The sequence below is a fragment of the Prochlorococcus marinus XMU1404 genome (assembly GCF_017696175.1).
Classification (GTDB): domain Bacteria; phylum Cyanobacteriota; class Cyanobacteriia; order PCC-6307; family Cyanobiaceae; genus Prochlorococcus_A; species Prochlorococcus_A marinus_X.
In genome coordinates, this window is the sequence record NZ_JAAORE010000002.1 from 66,350 (window position 1) to 85,489 (window position 19,140).

General features: G+C 28.7%; 27 protein-coding genes. 14 read left to right on the forward strand and 13 right to left on the reverse strand.

Annotated features, from left to right (window positions below; translation table 11 throughout):
* Positions 1-131: 131 nt before the first annotated feature.
* The 11 genes from HA144_RS03980 (at position 132) to HA144_RS04025 (ending at position 7,048) form a co-directional block, all read left to right on the forward strand.
* Positions 132-515, forward strand: a complete 384-nt coding sequence (locus HA144_RS03980; RefSeq protein WP_209042735.1) for a DUP family protein — start codon at positions 132-134, stop codon at positions 513-515.
* Between the two features lie 96 nt (positions 516-611).
* A complete protein-coding gene (locus HA144_RS03985; RefSeq protein WP_209042737.1) occupies positions 612-749 on the forward strand; it encodes a hypothetical protein in 138 nt (45 codons plus the stop codon).
* Positions 750-870: 121 nt separating this feature from the next.
* Positions 871-1,224 (forward strand): DUF1499 domain-containing protein, encoded by a 354-nt coding sequence (locus HA144_RS03990; RefSeq protein ID WP_209042739.1) that lies wholly within the window; start codon positions 871-873, stop codon positions 1,222-1,224.
* A 77-nt stretch (positions 1,225-1,301) separates the two neighbouring features.
* On the forward strand, positions 1,302-1,433 hold the full coding sequence (locus HA144_RS09560) for a hypothetical protein (protein ID WP_011818220.1): 132 nt from the start codon (positions 1,302-1,304) through the stop codon (positions 1,431-1,433).
* A 184-nt stretch (positions 1,434-1,617) separates the two neighbouring features.
* Positions 1,618-2,673: a potassium channel family protein gene (locus HA144_RS03995; protein ID WP_209042741.1), complete on the forward strand. Its 1,056-nt coding sequence runs from the start codon at positions 1,618-1,620 to the stop codon at positions 2,671-2,673.
* A 99-nt stretch (positions 2,674-2,772) separates the two neighbouring features.
* A complete protein-coding gene (gene pstS, locus HA144_RS04000; RefSeq protein WP_209042743.1) occupies positions 2,773-3,744 on the forward strand; it encodes a phosphate ABC transporter substrate-binding protein PstS in 972 nt (323 codons plus the stop codon).
* Positions 3,745-3,849: 105 nt separating this feature from the next.
* The gene (pstC, locus tag HA144_RS04005) at positions 3,850-4,797 is read left to right on the forward strand and encodes a phosphate ABC transporter permease subunit PstC (RefSeq protein WP_032524262.1); all 948 of its coding nucleotides are present in this window, start codon (positions 3,850-3,852) and stop codon (positions 4,795-4,797) included.
* Positions 4,798-4,803: 6 nt separating this feature from the next.
* Positions 4,804-5,697, forward strand: coding sequence for a phosphate ABC transporter permease PstA (pstA, locus tag HA144_RS04010; protein ID WP_209042745.1), 894 nt, complete (start codon positions 4,804-4,806; stop codon positions 5,695-5,697).
* Positions 5,698-6,507 carry a phosphate ABC transporter ATP-binding protein PstB gene (pstB, locus tag HA144_RS04015; protein WP_209042747.1) on the forward strand — a complete coding sequence of 270 codons (810 nt, stop codon included), beginning with the start codon at positions 5,698-5,700 and terminating at the stop codon, positions 6,505-6,507.
* Positions 6,508-6,735: 228 nt separating this feature from the next.
* Complete coding sequence (locus HA144_RS04020; RefSeq protein ID WP_209042748.1) at positions 6,736-6,891, forward strand: hypothetical protein; 156 nt, start codon at positions 6,736-6,738, stop codon at positions 6,889-6,891.
* 10 nt (positions 6,892-6,901) lie between these two features.
* Positions 6,902-7,048 (forward strand): hypothetical protein, encoded by a 147-nt coding sequence (locus tag HA144_RS04025; protein WP_209042750.1) that lies wholly within the window; start codon positions 6,902-6,904, stop codon positions 7,046-7,048.
* 186 nt (positions 7,049-7,234) lie between these two features.
* Here HA144_RS04025 and HA144_RS04030 read toward each other — a convergent pair whose 3' ends face one another.
* From HA144_RS04030 to HA144_RS04070, 9 genes are all read right to left on the reverse strand, one after another.
* On the reverse strand, positions 7,235-7,537 hold the full coding sequence (locus tag HA144_RS04030) for a hypothetical protein (protein ID WP_209042752.1): 303 nt from the start codon (positions 7,535-7,537) through the stop codon (positions 7,235-7,237).
* Positions 7,538-7,740: 203 nt separating this feature from the next.
* Positions 7,741-8,391, reverse strand: a complete 651-nt coding sequence (gene pdeM / locus HA144_RS04035) for a ligase-associated DNA damage response endonuclease PdeM (RefSeq protein WP_209042754.1) — start codon at positions 8,389-8,391, stop codon at positions 7,741-7,743.
* On the reverse strand, positions 8,392-10,890 hold the full coding sequence (locus tag HA144_RS04040; protein ID WP_209042756.1) for a ligase-associated DNA damage response DEXH box helicase: 2,499 nt from the start codon (positions 10,888-10,890) through the stop codon (positions 8,392-8,394).
* The gene (locus HA144_RS04045) at positions 10,887-12,527 is read right to left on the reverse strand and encodes an ATP-dependent DNA ligase (protein WP_209042758.1); all 1,641 of its coding nucleotides are present in this window, start codon (positions 12,525-12,527) and stop codon (positions 10,887-10,889) included. The genes HA144_RS04040 and HA144_RS04045 overlap by 4 nt, the downstream gene beginning before the upstream one ends.
* Positions 12,528-12,529: 2 nt before the next feature.
* The gene (locus HA144_RS04050) at positions 12,530-13,516 is read right to left on the reverse strand and encodes a ligase-associated DNA damage response exonuclease (RefSeq protein ID WP_209042760.1); all 987 of its coding nucleotides are present in this window, start codon (positions 13,514-13,516) and stop codon (positions 12,530-12,532) included.
* A 35-nt stretch (positions 13,517-13,551) separates the two neighbouring features.
* Positions 13,552-13,965 (reverse strand): competence protein ComC, encoded by a 414-nt coding sequence (locus HA144_RS04055; RefSeq protein ID WP_209042761.1) that lies wholly within the window; start codon positions 13,963-13,965, stop codon positions 13,552-13,554.
* An 84-nt stretch (positions 13,966-14,049) separates the two neighbouring features.
* Entirely contained in the window at positions 14,050-14,331 is a 282-nt protein-coding gene (locus tag HA144_RS04060) for a translation initiation factor IF-2 N-terminal domain-containing protein (RefSeq protein ID WP_209042763.1), read from the reverse strand.
* 96 nt (positions 14,332-14,427) lie between these two features.
* On the reverse strand, positions 14,428-15,747 hold the full coding sequence (locus HA144_RS04065; protein ID WP_209042765.1) for a DUF2130 domain-containing protein: 1,320 nt from the start codon (positions 15,745-15,747) through the stop codon (positions 14,428-14,430).
* A gap of 131 nt (positions 15,748-15,878) precedes the next feature.
* Positions 15,879-16,247 (reverse strand): CopG family transcriptional regulator, encoded by a 369-nt coding sequence (locus HA144_RS04070; protein WP_209042768.1) that lies wholly within the window; start codon positions 16,245-16,247, stop codon positions 15,879-15,881.
* A gap of 223 nt (positions 16,248-16,470) precedes the next feature.
* On the opposite strand from HA144_RS04070, the gene HA144_RS04075 reads away from it, so the two are divergent.
* Together HA144_RS04075 and HA144_RS04080 are read left to right on the forward strand one after the other, a co-directional pair.
* Positions 16,471-16,674: a hypothetical protein gene (locus HA144_RS04075; RefSeq protein ID WP_209042770.1), complete on the forward strand. Its 204-nt coding sequence runs from the start codon at positions 16,471-16,473 to the stop codon at positions 16,672-16,674.
* A gap of 347 nt (positions 16,675-17,021) precedes the next feature.
* Entirely contained in the window at positions 17,022-17,228 is a 207-nt protein-coding gene (locus HA144_RS04080; RefSeq protein ID WP_209042771.1) for a hypothetical protein, read from the forward strand.
* Between the two features lie 9 nt (positions 17,229-17,237).
* On the opposite strand, the gene HA144_RS04085 is transcribed toward HA144_RS04080, so the two are convergent.
* Positions 17,238-17,435: a hypothetical protein gene (locus HA144_RS04085; protein WP_209042773.1), complete on the reverse strand. Its 198-nt coding sequence runs from the start codon at positions 17,433-17,435 to the stop codon at positions 17,238-17,240.
* A 140-nt stretch (positions 17,436-17,575) separates the two neighbouring features.
* On the opposite strand from HA144_RS04085, the gene HA144_RS04090 reads away from it, so the two are divergent.
* A complete protein-coding gene (locus HA144_RS04090; RefSeq protein ID WP_209042775.1) occupies positions 17,576-17,758 on the forward strand; it encodes a hypothetical protein in 183 nt (60 codons plus the stop codon).
* A 306-nt stretch (positions 17,759-18,064) separates the two neighbouring features.
* On the opposite strand, the gene HA144_RS04095 is transcribed toward HA144_RS04090, so the two are convergent.
* From HA144_RS04095 to HA144_RS04105, 3 genes are all read right to left on the reverse strand, one after another.
* A complete protein-coding gene (locus HA144_RS04095) occupies positions 18,065-18,415 on the reverse strand; it encodes an alpha-2-macroglobulin (RefSeq protein WP_209042776.1) in 351 nt (116 codons plus the stop codon).
* A gap of 40 nt (positions 18,416-18,455) precedes the next feature.
* Positions 18,456-18,632 (reverse strand): hypothetical protein, encoded by a 177-nt coding sequence (locus HA144_RS04100; RefSeq protein ID WP_209042778.1) that lies wholly within the window; start codon positions 18,630-18,632, stop codon positions 18,456-18,458.
* A gap of 77 nt (positions 18,633-18,709) precedes the next feature.
* Positions 18,710-19,138: a hypothetical protein gene (locus HA144_RS04105; RefSeq protein ID WP_209042781.1), complete on the reverse strand. Its 429-nt coding sequence runs from the start codon at positions 19,136-19,138 to the stop codon at positions 18,710-18,712.
* Positions 19,139-19,140 lie beyond the last annotated feature (2 nt).

The window sequence follows — 19,140 nt, forward strand, 5'->3', positions numbered from 1 at the left end:
TTTATAAATAAGATAATTTTTAAATATTTTCAAAACCATGATCTTTTTGTATAGCTCCTGTTGAGAGAAAACATTTGATGCTTTTTAAAGTCCAATAAATTAGTTACTATATTTATGTTTAAGTGACTTCAATGAAAAGTAAAAAGAATAATAGTGATCCAATTGATAACTTAGAGTACGAGAAAGTTCTAGAGGAAGAAATAATTAATTCATACGAAAGTAAATTTCAAGAAGTTACTAAACAAAGTAGTAAAAAGACTAAATTTTACAAGCTTAAAAGAACTCCATTGGAGATTGTAAATAGGACATTTTTCTTTTTCTTTATTGGAAGTTTTCTTTTCTCTTTGTTTTTAGCTTATTCAGAAAGTAAGTTGTGGTTCATACTTTATGTAATAAGTACATTGTCTTGTGTTTTATATACTCCCAATAGAAAAGCACTGAAAGAATTAATAGCAGCCTGGCCAAATATAGAAGATCTTATCAAAGGGAGGAGTTTGTGGAGAAAAGATAAGTAAATAGATTGTGAAACCGTTAAATGTATTTAAAAAGTGGTTATTAAATATTCTTGTTCCATGCATTGAGGGCACAAACAAGAAAAAAGAGGATAAAAAATGAGTTTATTAAAGGTTGGAATTATTGTTGAAATTTTTTTGTTCGTAGGAGTTTTTTTATGGGTTAGGAAACTAACTAGTAAAAATGGTAGACAACCATCTCTATCAAAAAAAATAATTAAAAATCTTAAATTTTAGAGTTTTGATCACAAAATAAGGAATCTTTATAAATAGATCTAATTTATGGGAAAATTCTTTACTTTTTTCTCTCACTTTGGATGTGAAATCGGTTAGAACATCCATATCGTTTTAAAAAAATATGGTTTCCTCCATCCAAGGTCTTGCTCCTATAACTAATCCATTAAACAGTGTTCTAATAGAAAAGAAACTAATCAATGTTGATCAGAAGTTTATTCAACTTGTTTCTCTGGCAGAAGGGTTACCTCGTACAGAAGTTGTTGAAAGTGGAAGGAATTATTGGAGAGGTGTTTGTAGAAGTTTGATTTTTAGATTTCCAGATGACCTCGAAATTTTGAAGCTTGATGTAAGAAGTTATGTAGATAGATCAAAAGGAATTATTCAGATAAGATCTGCAGCAAGATTAGGGCAATCAGATTTAGGTGTAAATCTTAGAAGAGTGGAATATTTATTTAATCAATTAGAGAAATTTTAATTAATCTATTTTTTATAAATTTAAACTTCTTTTTACTGAATAGGTGTGCTTTAATTCATAAGAATATTTGAAATGCCATGGTAAAGATAATCTTAGTTGGAATTATTGTCGCGCTTGTATATTCTCAACCAGACCTTCGTCTTACCGTCGCTGATTGGTTAAAAGCAGCTTCTGATTTTCTAATTGAATCGGTACAAGTAAAACCTTGAATATACTTCTAAATTGATAACTAAATAAGACCTGAGACAGTAATCATTTGTTTAATGCATAGAGCTACGAAAATAAATATTATTATCCTGCTTAATATGTATTTCACTTAAACAAATAAATAGTTTTAGGAACATAATAGAAAATTTTTTTGAAATTTTTGAATAGTTAACGATAATAAGGGATATGAAGCTTAGATTATTTGAGTTCTATTTTATTAAAGACTATTTAAGACCTTGGTTTGGTCTTATTTATTCTTTATTCTTTCTGTTTTTTTTAGGTGCTATTGGCTATCGAATAACAGAGGGATGGGAATGGAGTGATTGCTTATGGATGGTTCTGATCACAATAACCACTATTGGTTTTGGAGAAGTTCAACCTTTAAGCCCTGAAGGCAGGATAGTAACTGTTTTAGTAATCGTTGGCGGATTGATCTTTATTCAATTTACCTTTCAAAAAGCTGTTAGATTATTCGAATCCGGCTATTTTCAAAGAGTAAACGAATTACGTTTTAAAAGACTTCTTAGAAAAATGGAAAATCATGTAATTTTGTGCGGATATGGGAGGGTAGGTCAGGAAATATCTAACCAGATAAAAACGCAAAATATTCCAATTATTGTTGTTGAGAGTGATGAAGATAGAAAAAAGATTGCTGAAGAAAACGGTTTAGAAGTTCTTTGTGCAGACGCCACTCTTGATGAGACGTTAAAACTGGCAGGGTTAGAAAAATGCAAAAGCTTGGTCGTTACCTTACCTAATGATGCTGCGAATTTATATGTAGTTTTAAGTGCTAAAGGGATAAGAAGTTCTATAAGAGTAATTGCAAGAGCTGGAACTGAAGAAGCCGCAAATAAGTTGAGATTAGCTGGGGCAAGTATAGTAGTAAGTCCTTATATTGCCGCAGGAAGAGCAATGGCATCAATGGCATTAAGACCTATTGCTATTGACTTCCTTGATCTTCTCGCCGGAAGTGAATGTGAAATTGAAGAATTTGAATTAAGTAATGATATTAGTCTTTTTGAAACAGCAGAGAAAAGATCACTTTCTGAACTTGGAATAGGCAAAAAAAGTGGTGCAAAAATTTTAGCTATTAAAGAAAATGAAAAGTTGTTTACTAATCCTGGAGGTAATTTCATACTTCAACCAGGACAGGTATTAATAGCATTTGGTAGTAAAGAACAACTAAATATTTTGAACGGACTTTTAGGAAATCTTGTTGTGGCAGTAGAGCTATTAAAATAGATTTATCAAAATAATTTGATATATAAATCTTTCAATTTTTAAATTTCTTTAATGCTGTAAATTAACTTTATAATTAACAAACTTATTTCTCATTACTAAGTGGGCATTTTTAAAAAAACCCTCATTTTCTCTTCTGTAATTTCATTGATACTTTCTCCATCTGCAATGGCATCAAAAAGATTGAGCGGAGCAGGAGCTACATTTCCCTCGAAAATTTATACTAGGTGGTTTTTTGACTTAGCCAAATCTGGTGGACCAAGGGTTAATTACCAAGCAGTTGGTTCGGGCTCTGGAAGAAAAGCTTTTATAGACCAAACCGTAAACTTTGGTGCATCAGATGATCCTATGAAAGATTCTGATATAGAGAAAGTTACTAGAGGACTTGTTCAAATACCTATGGTTGGTGGAACTATCGCTTTTGGTTATAACTATGATTGCGATTTGAAACTTACTCAAGAGCAAGCAGTACGAGTTGCAATGGGTATGGTTAAAAACTGGAAAGAATTAGGCTGTAAATCAGGAAAGTTAACTTGGACGCATCGTTCTGATGGTTCAGGAACTACTAAGGCTTTCACAAACTCTATGGAAGCATTTTCACCAATATGGACTTTAGGAACTGGTAAATCAGTTAAGTGGCCAGCAGGCGTTGGAGCAAAAGGTAATTCTGGTGTAGCAGGTGTAATTCAAAACACTCCAGGAGCAATTGGTTATGTAAATCAGTCATATATTAAAGGTAATGTTAAGGCTGCTGCACTTCAAAATCTTTCAGGGGAGTTTCTAAAACCATCTGCAGAAGCAGGAGCTAAGGCTCTTAATGGTATTACTTTAGATGAAAATCTTGCGGGTAAAAATCCTAATCCAACAGCAAAAGGAGCGTACCCTATCGCTTCATTGACATGGATACTTGCTTACGAAAAAGGTAATGGTAGAAACACTAAAGCAATCAAACAAGCCTTTAATACATTGTTAAGTGATGAGTATCAAGATAAGGCTTCATCCCTTGGATTTATCCCCTTAAAAGGAGATATTCTTGATAAGTCAAGAGCTGCCGTTGAAAAAATAGGTAGTTAAAAATTTTAATAGATGTCAAATTATCATGACTTTCATATACCTTTAAGTCCTCTTAAAGTCTTTTACAGCATTTAGTAGTAGATTTATAGAGATATTCTTTTTTTAATGGAAGAGAAATTAACTCTTTTCAAGAATCGTAAAAGATTCGGTATCGAAAAAAATATAGATATTATCTTCAAGAATACTGCCCTAGTCTTGTCTAGTTTCGTTGCAATAATACTTTTAGGAATTATTTTAGTAGTTTTTTTTCAGTCATTTGAATCCTTTTCAAGGTATGGCTTGAAGTTTCTAGTAACCTCTGAATGGAATCCAGTAAAAGATGAATACGGAGCTTTTACTGCAATATATGGCACATTAGTAACCTCATTTCTTTCGTTATTAATAACTATCCCTCTAGGAGTTGGAACGGCAATATTTATTACCGAAGACTTTGTACCGAAAGTTTTTAGAGAAATAATAGGTTCTTTTGTTGAATTATTAGCAGCAATTCCATCAGTTGTATTGGGACTTTGGGCAATATTTGTAATGGAACCTTTTTTTAGAGCCTTTTTTGTCTTTTTACATAATTTCTTTGGTTGGATACCTTTATTCAGTACAGAACCTACAGGCAGGAATTCTTTGTTAGCAATATTGATTTTAGTAGTAATGCTTTTGCCAATAGTGACTTCTATTGCAAGGGATTCACTTAATCAGGTTCCTAAAAAGCTAAGAAATGCGGCTTATGGCATTGGAGCAAGTAGATGGAAAACAATATTTTCAGTAATTTTGCCAGCAGCATTATCAGGAATTATGGCAGGTGTTCTATTGGCTTTAGGCAGGGCAATGGGAGAAACAATGGCTGTGACAATGATTATTGGTAATTCCAATGCATTTAGTTGGTCTTTATTATCTCCTGGATATACCATTTCCTCCATGCTTGCAAACCAGTTTGGTGAAGCTGATGGAAGTCAAGTTTCATCACTGTTTTATGCGGCTTTTGTACTGATGATTCTTTCTTTGGTAGTAAATATCTTTGCGCAGTGGCTAGTTAAGAAATTTAGTCTCAAATATTAGATAATTATGAATTCACTCTATTACCAGAAAAGATTATCAAGAAATATAGGAGATAAATTCTTTACTTCTTTATCAGTAATTTGTGCATTGATCGCAATACTCCCTTTGATTTTTCTGTTGACTTATATTCTCATCAAAGGTGGATCCCAAATCACACCAGAACTATTTACTTTAGAACCAAATCCCCCTGGAGATGATTTAGATGCTGGTGGTATTAATCCTGCATTGATCGGAACATTAATAATAACTACCATTGCTTCAATTATCGCCATACCAGTAGGTGTTGGTGGTGGAATATATCTAGCTGAATACTCTAAAGGTGGAGCTTTTTCAAGATTTATTAGATTTGGAGTAAATGTTTTAGCTGGTGTTCCTTCAATTATTGCCGGTGTATTTATTTATGCCTTAATTGTTTCTACAAAAATCTTGTTTGGAAGTATGTATAGCGGTTTGGCAGGAGGTATGGCTCTTTCAATACTGATGTTGCCTACTGTTATTAAGACCACTGACGAAGGTTTAAAGTTAGTTCCTAACGAATTAAGATATGCTTCTCTTGGTGTTGGAGCAAGTATGTATACAACCATATTGAAAGTTACTTTGCCCTCTGCCTTTAGGTCTATTTCTACTGGCGTTGTTCTTGGTATCGCAAGAGCAGCAGGCGAAACAGCACCTTTGATATTTACGGCTTTATTCTCTTACTACTACATAACAGGCTTTGGAGACTTGTTTTATGAGATGGGTTCTTTAGCAGTTCTTATTTATAATTTTGCACTTGAACCTTATGATGCACAGAATAAACTAGCCTGGGCAGCTTCCTTTATTCTTGTTTTATCGATACTATCAGTAAATATATTTTCAAGGATATTAGCCGCTTTTACTGAGAAAACTAAGAGAGTATAAATGATTAAAACTAATAAAAAAATACCAAAGAATATCATTTTATCTCTTGAGAATGTATCTATTAGCTATGGAACTTTTGAAGCTGTAAGAAATGTTTTTTGTAATTTTAAAAAAGGAAATATAACCTCCCTTATTGGACCGTCTGGTTGTGGTAAATCAACTGTTCTTAGATCATTAAATAGGATGAACGATTTGATCCCTAATTGTTCGTTAAAAGGGACTGTCCTCTTTGATGGAACTAATATTTACGATAAAAGAGTAGATCCAGTTGAAGTAAGAAGAAGAATTGGAATGGTTTTTCAACAACCTAATCCTTTTCCTAAATCTATCTACGAAAATATTGCATTTGGAGCAAGAATTAATGGATTTACTGGAGATATGGATGCATTAGTCGAAAGTTCCCTAAGAAAAGCTGCTTTATGGGATGAATGTAAGGATAAATTAAATGATAGTGGTTACTCTTTATCTGGTGGACAACAACAAAGATTATGTATTGCTAGAACCATTGCTATTGAGCCTGAAATAATTCTCATGGACGAGCCATGCTCTGCATTAGATCCGATTTCCACTCTGAAAATTGAGGAGACGATGCACGAACTTAAGAAGAATTACACAATAATAATCGTTACTCATAATATGCAACAGGCATTAAGAGTTAGTGATATGACTGCATTTTTTAATGCTATTGAATATGAAGATGGTGATGGAGGTAAAGTCGGTTATCTTGCGGAATTTAATTCGACAAAGAAAATTTTTAACTCTCCAAAAGAAAAAACTACTCAGGAATATATATCTGGTAAATTTGGTTGATGTTTAATTTTTTACTTTTAAAAGAAAAAAATTTATACCATAGAAGGATGAGGGGTAGACAAACAGTATAAATACTTATATAGTTATCTCGAACTATTAAGTTTATCTTTGAAAAACTATCCTTACCTACCTTTTTTGATTTTTGCAGGGGCTCTAATAACAACTGCAACAATAGGCTTACCTGTATTTACTTCATAATCTAAAAGTATTTCTATTAAGGGTAATCTTATGATTTCAATAATTAATAAACAATTAATTGGAAGTCCTCATAAAACATTATTAAGAGGAAATTTATTTGACTTTATAAAAAAAAGAGAGAATATGAATCTGTGTGGGAGTGAAAAATCTGTATTTAAACCATTGTTAAAGATGGTTACTTTCTAATTTATTTATCATGGATAAAACTAAAGAACAGTTAGAAAAATTGAGAGAGTTCGCAGAAGCATCTCTTACAAAAACCGATGAACTTCAGAAAGTTCTAGCTCAAATTGAAGCTTTAATGTCTAGAGAAGAATCGCAAACTTTATCAAAGAAGAAATAATTATTTAAAAAATAAATTTTAGTTTTTGTACTTTTAATTACATCTCTAGAATTTGATTGTAGTTATTAATTGGTTAAGCAGAACCCGTTCCAAAGTTTTCTGTTAGGTCTCGAGGTCTTACCTTCTTTTAGTAAAAGACCTCTTTAATTTATTTTTGTTTATTATATTTTCTTATAGCCTGTTTATTTAATTTATTACTTTATAGATTTCTCTCAAACAGACATTTACATCGAATAATTCAGTATTTACAACCTCTAATCCTGTTTTTTCTGTAACTTGAACAGTGGCATTACATTCGTCTTGTTTAAGCGCCATGTAACTTGGCTTTTTTTCATCTATATCTAATTCAATACTAGATTCAGTATCTTCTTTATATTGCTCCATTACAAGTGTAAGGGCCTCTATCTCAACGGAAAAATTCTCATTTGCATTTGTCCCAAATGGAATAATAAGAAATGGAAACAAAATCAAGGCTATTAATTTTTTCATTTCTATAAAATGTGTTTATTTTTTTTATAACGTGGATTTTTTAATAAAGGAAGGGGCATTAGTTTTATATTTCATCGTATCTTTTGTACTTAAGAGATCAAGATTTAATGCTTAATTTAGTCGAAGAAAATTTTTAATGAGGCTTGTAAGTATAAATTGGTATATCTAAATGAAAAATTTGAGTCAATTCAATAGGATTTTTCTTAAAATTTTATTTCGATAATTTCTTCTTCAGAAACAATTGCCCATTTTTTAAATGACTTTTTACAGGGATATCCTCCTGTTAAGTCTCCAAATGCAGGAAGATATAAAACATTTTTATTCACATCCATTGCGAAGCACCTAAAAGATAATTTATCTCCTTTGTTTTTTAAATAGATTTTTGGATGATAATGTCCACAAATATTCAAGGTTTTATTTTTTTTTATATTAACTGGTTCATGGCTAAGAGTAATATTTTTAGTTTTTCTAATATCAAAAATTTTTAAATTTTTAATATCACAACCTATATCGTGATTTCCGAGGACGAGTTCAACATTAGTTTTTAGAAGTTCAGGAAGATCCTCAATTTTTTTTTGAAGAGTTTTATCTATTGAATATTTGCTATGGAATAAATCTCCCAATATTATTAACTTTTCAGGACTATATTTTTTTACTATTTTTTTTATTCTTTCGAAATTGCTTTTATCTGAATTATTAGTAAGAGGTATACCATTTTGTTGGAAATACTCAGCTTTCCCAAGATGAATATCGCATATTAACAACTCTTTTGTTTCCGGTAGAAATAATGCTCTAGAAGGAAGCATCTCTAATAATGTATCTTCCCAACAAAATTTAAAAGAACTTTTTTTCATTTAATCACTATATTTTTTTATAAGATTTTCTATTCTTTTTTCTATTGGTTCATTGCTTAAAGTATTTTTAAGTCTTTCAACTAATAAAGGGAAAGCAAAAGGAGTTGGAGTTTTTATCTCGTTTAGTAGCATTTTTAAATTTTTTAATCTTTCTAATGATCTAGATATTCTTTTATTTTCTAATTGATATTCTTTAACTTCTTGATGCGATTGTTTTATTAAAAGATGACCTTCTTCATATTTAGTAAAGACATCGTAGAAAAGACTTGAACTTATTTGAAGTTGAGAGGATGTCTTTGTTTTGGTTGGATTATTTTGATTTACAAGTCCACTTATTTGGGCAATATTTTTAAATCTACGTTTTGTTAATTCTGAAAAATTAATTGCATTTTCTAGATCTTTTTCTAATTTTTTGTTATCTAAAAAGTAATCAGCTTCTTTTTTTATTATGGAAAAATCATAATCTTCTGCGGTAGTTAAGCTGAATCCAAAATCATTAGCAGTAATACTAAATGTAGATTGTTTTAATTTTGCCAATCTTAAAGCCCATAGAAATGCAATTCCTTCATTTACAAATTTGCCATCAAGTGTAAAAACAAAAAGATTTGATAAATCCTTGGTTTTATATATTTCTATAAGGAATTCATCTTTCTTTGGAATATTTGAGAGAATCTTTTGTTTCTTCAATATTGGGCGTAATGAATTTAGTTCGGGATTTAAGTAATCATAATTTTCTAATTTATTGCATATATCTATTTCTTTTCTCAAACTTTCACAAAGTAGATCAGAAATTGCCATTTGACCTCCAACCCATGCAGGAATTAGAGAACTTTTTTTTGTTGATTTTTTAACATATAAAATCATATCTCTTATTCTTACAAATTGAAGCATTTTGCCGGCAAAGTAAAATGTATCTCCGGGATTTAATTTTGAAGCAAAATTTTCTTCTAAATTTCCTAAAGATTTACCCTTTATATATTTAACATTCACAAATTTGTCACTTGTAATTGTCCCAATATTGAACTTATGAATTCTTATTAAAGATTTGTCTTTTACAAAATATTTAAAGTTTCGATTATTATTTTGTGATTCTTCTTTAACTATCTTTTTATATTTTGGGTATGCTTTAAGACATTTTCCTCCATATTCTAAAAAGTCAAGACACCAATTCCAATCTTGATCTTTTAAGTTTCTATAACTCCAGCAATTTTTAATTCTTTCTTTCTCAATTTTCGGATCAAAGCCATTTCCGCATGCCAAACTTATTAGATGTTGTAGAAGCACATCATAAGATAATTCAGGAAGTCTAATTTCCTCAGATATACCACTTTTTATTATTCTTCTCATTGCACTAATCTCTAATAACTCCAAAGAATTAGTAGGCATAAAAATTATTTTTGATTTTCCACCTGGTCTATGAGCACTTCTTCCCGCTCTTTGGATAAGTCTAGCTAAATTCTTTGCACTGCCAATTTGAACTATTTGATCTACAGGTTGGAAGTCAACACCCAAATCTAATGAGCTGGTGCAGACTACCCATTTTATTAATCCGTCTTTAACCCCCTCTTCAACTCTTTTTCTATCTTCTTTATCGAGTGAGCCGTGATGAAGTGCGATTTTGTCTTCCATTTCTGGGAGAAAAAATTTAAGACATTGATACCATCTTTCAGATTGATTTCTTGTATTTGTGAATAATAAGGTGCTTTTATTTTTATCTAATATTTTTAAAAGTGTAGAATGACTTCTAATTCCAAGATGACCACTCCATGGAAAGGTCGTTTCCTCCTCAGGTAAAACACTTATAATTTCGATCTCTTTTTGAATATTTGTGCTTATTATTTTGGGCCTAATAGCCCTCATACCAACTATTGCTCTTGCAGCTTCTTCAATATTTCCAATAGTTGCAGACATTGCCCAAATTTGTAAATTTTTTATATTACCTCTGAGCCAACTTAAAGATAATTCGCACTGGTTACCTCTTTTACTACCCATCAATTCATGCCATTCATCAATAATTATTGATGACAACTCCTTAAATAGACTATTAGATTCTTTATTAGAAAGTAAAAGAGATAGAGACTCTGGAGTCGTTATAAGAATATTAGGTGGTTTAGCTAATTGCTTTTTCTTTTCATATGATGTGGTATCCCCATTCCTAATTTCAACAGTGATTTCTTTGTCAAAATGCAAAGCTGCTAACCGGATGGAATTTTGTAAATCTCTAGTTAGAGCTTTTAAAGGCGTTATTAATAATATATTCACACTTTTATTATTTTTGGGATCTTCTATCTGTGAAAGAGGTCCCATTAATGCAGCATAAGTTTTGCCACATCCAGTAGGGACCTGTATTATTCCATTCTCTCCATTTAAAAATGCTTCCCAAGATTCGATCTGGTAGGATAATGGCTCCCATCCATTCGTGGAGAAAAACTGTTTAATCTTAGAAATCAAATTATTTTGATTTCTATTTTGCATACTATTTTGTGTAATATTTTTCATGATATTTTTTCTATAAGATCATAAGCATTCTTAAGGCTATCTGCATCATTAATTTTTTTATCTTTTCTCCATTTTGTTATTCTTGGAAATCTTACTGCTATGCCTGACTTATGACGTTTTGAAATTTGTATTTTATCAAAAGATATTTCGAATACCATTGCTGGTTTTAATGATCGAACAGGACCAAATTTTTCTATTGTATTTTTCCTTATCCATTTATCCAGCTCTTTAATCTCAATATTCTTTAAACCAGAATATGCACTGGCAAATTTAATCAATTCTTGGTCTTTCCATAATGCAAAACTATAGTCTGTATATAGACCAGCTCTTCTACCGCTTCCGACTTTAGCGTAAATTAGAACAGCATCAAGTTGCATAGGATCAACTTTATATTTCCACCAAATACCTTTTTTTCTTCCAGAGGTGTATGGAGACATTTTGTTTTTAATTATTAATCCTTCAGTATTATTTTCTCGAGATTTCTCTTTATAAGTTAAAGCATCAGGCCAATCTTTAGGATTGATTAAATCACATATTCTGAAAATATCAGAGATATTATTATTAGTTTTATTTTGCCATTTTGAAAAATATTTTTCTAACTTAATTCTTCTATTTTCTAATTTAATTCCTCTTATATCTCTTCCATTAATCTCTAAAAGATCATAAGCAATAAAAATAATTGGATATTTTATTTGGATTGACCTAGTAGGAGATTTTCTATTTATTCTTTTTTGAAGTAAAGAAAAATCAAAGGCAATTTGGTCTTTAAAATTCCAAACTAATAATTCCCCATCAAGAACAAAATCATCTTTTATACGCTCCATTTCCTCTACTAATTCTGGGAAAGATTCATTTACTAATTCTTGCCCTCTTGTCCATAACGAAACATGGCTTGATCTTTTAACTAATTGAATCCTAATACCGTCGTATTTCCATTCAAATTGAAAATCATTTATTGAATGTTTGAAGATTTTATCTTCAAAGTTATTTGCCAGAAGAAATGGAAATGGTTTAGAGTTTAACTCTTCAAGATTGATATTCTTGTTAATTAAAAATTCATATGAATTTATTGAAGGCTTGAAATTGCCCATCAACCTATGAGAAATAATTTCTTCATCAATATTATTTAGTTTTGATAATGATTTTGTTATTAATCCGATAGAGACTCCTACTCTAAAAGTGCCTGTAAGAATTTTATTGAAAATTAGATGGTTATCTTCAGGTAATGTTTCCCAAATATTTTTAATTTTTAAATTTTTATCCTCCTCATTAAGTTTTGATAATTCAGGTATTGATATGCTTAGTAATTCATTGAGACTTATATTTGATAATTTTTTATTTCTGGAAGTTGTTTTATTTTTAAGTAATAACGTTATTACCTCAGCAGAATCACCAACTTTTAAATAACAGGTATCAATTAACCATTGAGGATATTCATATATTTGTGAAAAAAGATTTTTTAAATATCTTCCACTAATAAATCTCTTATTACTTTTTCCAGTTAATAAATAGATTGCCCATGAATTATCAATTGGTTCATTTGATAAAAAATATCTTTTTAAAACTTCAATTTTATTATTTGTACTATTAATTGAATCTAGATCGCCAAATAATTCTGAAAATTTCTTTAAGCTCATATTTATTTACCGAAGAAAAGAACATTTATTGATTCCTTCTCAACTAAATATTTACTTAAGGCTTCACTATCTCCATGATGAAAAATTACATTTTTTGCTTCAGACTTTTTTACTACTTCCAGAATCCCATCCCAATCTGCATGATCAGAAATTGCGAATCCTTTATCATATCCTGATCTTTTTCGTAGAGCTCTTATTGACATCCATCCACTCGCAAAACCTGTTTGAATATTTTTAAAATTTTTTAGATAAGAGCCTTTACTTAAAGATGGCGGTAATAATATTAGACTTCCCTTAAGTTCATCAATCTTTTTTTTATTTTCGATTTTTATAGTATCTTTAATATCAATTCCAAGTTCCTTATAACAATTGTTCATTTCATAAATACTGCCATGGGAATAAATATTACCTTTAAAATTTGTTTGACTAATTTCGTTTAACAATCTCTGAGCTTTTCCAAGTGAATAGCAGAAAAGTAAAGAAGTTTTTTCTGGCGAATTTGTTACCCATTTTGAAATATCATTTGCTATTTTACTAGTCTCATCCCACTTGAATATTGGCAAACCAAAAGTACATTCGCTTATTAAATAATCAGTTTTTACTATTTCATATCGTTTGCATGTCTCATCTTTTTGTAGCTTAAAGTCACCTGAAATCAGCCATTTTTCTTCTCCAAAAATAAATCTTATTTGACTAGATCCAAGGATGTGTCCTGAAGGATGAAAAGAAATATTTATACCATTTATCTTGAATTCTTCTCCATAATCAAAAGTCTTAATTTTGAGATTATTTCCAACTCTTTCTTTAAGAATTATCGCAGTCTCGTATGTGGAAATGTATTCTTCACAGCCAAATGTAAAGTGATCAAAATGAGCATGGGTTATTAATGCACTTTTTACTGGCTTTCTTGGATCAATCCAAATATCAGCAAGTTCACAATAAAGACTTCCATCATTATATCTAATTAAAACTTCTTGCTTAGTTCTCAAAACTGCATCTCTTACAATGAAGTTAATTTAGCGAATTATGTCCATGCTTGTTTTGATAAAGCTATTGCAGAAATTGTTAATAAAGCAATAACTACAAATTTGTTGCTCCAATTTGTCATGAATGAACTTATTCTGTTAAAAGAAACTCTATTAGATGGCTCAATATTTTTCTGAATAAGAATGTGATGATTCTCATTTTTTTCTAAGTAATTTAAATTTCTAATCTCATTTATTAATTTAGATTCGCAAGTTGAGAGTTGTTCAACTTGATTTAATAAATGAATATCTTCTGGTCTTAATAAAGAATTTAATTCTTTAATTTGGTTTTCGTTTTTCAAGAGAAATTCATTAACTATCTCATTTGTTCCTAACCCCTTTTTAATCTTTAAAAGAATATCATCTCTTTTCCAGGATTTATCAAGAGAATTTAAAATTTTAATTATGGTCATCTTAAGTATTTTTACCTATGATAAATCATTATATTTTTTTTCTGTGACTTATTCCTTTTAGTAATTAGGAAAAATTATTTTTATTTAAGATTTGCGTATAAGTCTGTTTTCGAAATAATTTATCTTTACCTTTTCTAAAATTTTACTTGCACTACTTTTGGTTTTAACTTTATTTAAATTGATCACTTCATCAGAAGCATTCTTGCCTGTTTCAAAATAATATTTAATTTTTTCTAATTCTTCTTTATTTAATCTTTTTGTAGCGCCTTTGGCGTTGATTCCAAGTTTTTTGCAGGCTAATAGTACTCTATTACTTTCGACTTTAAGCTCTTTAGCAATTGTAAAAATTGGAGTGTTGATAGACATTATTGTTTTTCTATGGGATTTATTATTAATAATATATTTTAAATTAATAATTAACTCTATTTTTAACTATTATTAATTTCAAATTTTCTTTTTAAATTAAGCAACATCATCTTCTACATTGTGTAAATCATTAAACTTTTTTTTCATCGTCGGGTTATTTCTAGTTAATTTCTTTACCGTTAAGTCCTGAGATTTGCTGCCAGCAGTTAAAAGATGTTTTTTTGAAAGAATTAAAGCCTCTTTAGTTTTTTGTAAATGGGTTATTGATTTATCAATTTCTGAAATTGCATCATTAAATCTATCTTGGGCCAGTGTAACATTTTTACCAAATGCATTCTTAAATTTCTCAAGTGTACTTTCAAAATTAGTTATGTCATAATTTTCGCGTTTCATTAAGTCAATTTGTGATTTGTATTTTAAGGATTCCATAGATGCATTTCTTAATAGAGAAATAATAGGTAAGAAAAATTGCGGTCTTATGACATACATTTTTGGATATCTATGAGAGACATCTACTATTCCTGCATTATAAAGTTCACTATCTGGTTCAAGAAGCGAAACTAGTACTGCATACTCACAAGATTTTTGCCTTCTATCTTTATCTAATTCTTTTAAAAAATCTTCATTTTTTCTTTTATTAGTTCCAGTTTCGCTTTCGTTTTTCATCTCAAACATTATAGATATTACTTCTGTTCTGTTTTCATCAATTTCTCTAAATATATAGTCACCTTTACTTCCTGAAGTAACATCATTATCCTTTTCGAAATATGAGTTTTTAAATGCAGAGGCACGATTAAGATTAAATTGAGTTTCGCAATGGATTTCTAATGTTTCGCCTATCATCTTTGTAGATAATTTTGATTTCATTTCTCTTAACTCCTGAATAGTCAGGTCTCTTTCACTAATTTTGCTTTTAAACTTTTCTTCAATTAATTTTTCGTTTATTGATTGTTCAAGTTTCATCTTTTCGATGCAATTTGTTAAAGATGAGTTTTCTCTTTCTAGGTTAGTAACAGCTTCATTGATTTTATTTTTTAAAGATAATTCTGAAATTAAAGACTGGTTTTTAAATTCATCTTTTATTTTGATTAACTCATTATTGAGTGAATTAATTTTATTTGTTGCTTGATTTCTTAAATCATTTAGGGCATTTGCTTTCTTTTCTTCTGCCAACTTCAATTTAGATTCAAGAGCTTGGATCTCAGTTTCTTTAATACTGTTTTGCTCTATTAATTGTATTTTTAACTCTCGTTTTAATATCTCCAAAGCTTTTTTATTATCTTCTTCAACCAAAAGAAGTCTCTCTTTTATTTGTTTATTAAATTCTTCGTCTTTTATTTGAAGAAGTATTTCTTCAAAACTACTGGGGTCAATTCGGAATGTTTTGCCGCATGAAGGACATTTAATATCTTTCATTTTTTAAAAACAAAATTAATATTAGTAACGGTTTAATATTCAAATTAATTAAAAAGAATATTATCCTTGATTAAGAATAATCAATGATTCATTGTTATGCATTAAAAAATAAAATAAATTTTCGAAGGAAGTTATATTAATCCAGATTCTTTAAGAATATTAATTTTATTTGCTAACTCTATATCAGCTGATGAAATTGATCGATCTAATGTTTTATGAGAAGAAACTGTATAACCACTGTCATCAACAAATTCATCTTCTGCATCTTCTAAATGAATATTTTCACTTTTCACCTCTTTTAAAATATCCGATTTGTATAAATTTGATTTCTTAATATTGCTATATCCAAAATTCGCAATACCTCTGGCATCTAATGCCTCTTCAACTAAAATCCCAACAACTTTAGATCTACTAATAGATTCACTTTTGGATATCTCGTCAATAATTTCAAGTACCCTTTTTCTAGGTAGATATCCAATCCTTTTGACTTTATTTTCCATGAAACTAAATATATGTCGTTATTGTAACACTTCTGTCAAATAGGATCAGATTTTGAATTCTAGTTGTTTAGAGTAAAATTATTTAATAAATTATTATTTCTGTTAAATTTCAGAGAAAAATTTTCTCAGTTTGTAATTATAATTGCTTTATATGTAATCTCTCTAATTTCCCTTTATGATTAGTTAAAAATTTTAAAACCTTTTTATTTAAATTCTAAATGTAATGAAAGATAAAATTTATGATAATGCTGACAGCTTCGCGATGTCATTCGACGAGGTATGGGAAAAAATTGATTGTGAGGATTTACGATTAAAGATGGATAAAGTAATTGAACATTTATCGGATCATCCTTTTTTAGTCTCTAATCCAGAAAATGCAAGAAAAATTGCTGAATTTAGGATTTTTTCATTAAAAAAATTTAAATAATTTATTAAGTTTAATTTTATTTCTAAAAACTAAAGAATTAGAAATTTGGTGAATTGAAAAACCCTTTGCTGTATAAAAATATTGTTATTCCAATTATTGGACCTATGCCAAATATAAAAAGGACTAATTTTGCAGAATTTTTATTTTGACTTTTTTCTTTATTAATTTTAATAGAATTAGTTTTGATTTTCTTGGTTTTTTTGTTTTTCATGAGAAATATATTACTACATAGTAACTTTGAAGATTTTTGAAAAGTTTTAAACCTTTAATATTTCCCCAATTTGATCAAATATAGATGGGAATCTTACAAACATAATATTGTATAATGTTACTAATGAAAAGTTAATATGAGTGCAACTAAGAGAGAGGAAGTAAGTTCTCACCTTAGATATATAAGGTTAGAACTTAGAGAGATGCATCAGATGCTTATCAAAGACGATTTGTTACCAGATCTCAACGAAGCAAAGGAAGTACACGCACAACTTGATGCTTTACTTGATTTATTATCAGATAAAGAATTAAAAAAGATAAAAAGTCAATATGGAAATTTTTAATTATCTAAATTAATTAGAAATAAATTTAGCTGATTCTATTTTTTTGCGATTATCGTGCATTTGTTCTAATTTGTTATATATTTCTTTAATTTGGATTTGCAATATATCAGTAGAGTTTATATTGCTTAATGCATCCATTGCAGAAAGCAAACTTTCTTTGGCATCTACTAAATGTCTACATTCTTTACTACCTGCTTCGTATGACATAGGAATTTAATAAATTATCATTATCACAACTATATAAATTAATGTTCCGTATTGCTTGATACTCTTATCAAATCAAAGCTTATTATTGTCATTTTTAATACAAATTTAATATATTTTTTTATTATATTTAAAAAAAAACTATGCATGAAAATTCAAATAATTATAAATTTTGTATTAAGGTTGCATTAGATAACGCAAAAAAAAGAATTAATCTACTTAATAGTAAAGATAAAAAGTCCGTTTTAGAAGAATATAAGGAATGGATGAAGGATGGTATAAGTAATCATTCGGTTTTATTAATTAGAGAAGATCCAATTATTTAAAACTAATAACAACCTTTCTAATTCTTTTCATTAGAAGTAACCTTAAACAGAAAATAAAGGCTTATAATAAAAGTCATTATTAGAAATATAGTTAAAGAAGAAAAATTATACATAATAAAATTTTAAGATTTTTATATAATAACAGTTTTTTTAAATCCCTTTTTTATTCAATTTCATCTTAAAAGCGAAAAGATAAATTTCTTTAAATTTTCTCTCTCTAAAGAAATTTCTTTAGACTTATAATTTTTTAGTTTCTTAAAAATTGAATCTACTAATTTTTCTGGTATTGGATTCATAATCTTAAAGTCATTTTTCTAACAAATAAATTTTCTCTTCTCCAATTTTATCTGGCTTTGTTAATTTACACCCTTTATCTTTTTCCATATCACAATCTATTGTGGCAGGAACAGATTTCCATGTACAAATTTTTTCTTGAGAATCTTCTTTTAAAATAATCCATCCATCATCTAAGTATTTTGAAATCCCATCTTGTCCGCACGAAAACTTTATTTCCATTCTTTCCTTTTTTGGATTGTTCTTATCCTTAACATCATCTTCTGAATTAATTATAGGTTTCTCATTATTTAATGATGCTTTACAGGAAGTTAAAAAAGCTAAAGTTATAATTATTTGTGAAAACAATTTTACCCTTTTCATTTTTCTATCTTTTGATTACTAAAGTTATATAAATTATAGTTTATTTTGATTCTATCAATTTTAATAACTGATCCACTTTACTAATCAATGTTTTAACCTCATCTGGCTGAGGCAATATTAATTCTTCTGTAACTGCTAAATGCATCTTTTTTAAGTTTTGTCTTAAATCTTTCAAATGCATTTTTACATTTTCTTTTTTTTGTCTAACATCAGTCATAGGATTAAAATTTAAATTTAATTTAGACTTAAAAAAACCATTATAATATTCTTTGGGTTATTTAAAAAAATAAATTTTTAATTTTCAATTTCATAGATTTCTTTCCCTCCATAACAAAAATTAGTTGATAACATTTTTAATTCTCTTCTATTGATTCTTGCAATATTTTTATTTTTAACAATATAATTCTTGGCTATACTTTGACATTCTAATTTGTTTTTTGCATGTTTAATAACTGGATAAAAATATGCTAATGAAATAAATCCAAACAAAAATGTTATTAATATTTTTTTATCATTTTTAATAAATTCTTTGGATTGTTTTTTGGCTTTTAATATTTTTATTAGTAAGTTATCTGGCAATCCTATCTGAACAAATAACAACTCTACCCACCATGGAAGATCTTTATCTTTTTTTTTCTTTGAGTTTTCGGTTGCATTCATTTTCTTAACTGCATAATTTTGTTTTTTGACATCTTTGTGATTAATTGTTTCTTTTTTATTCATAT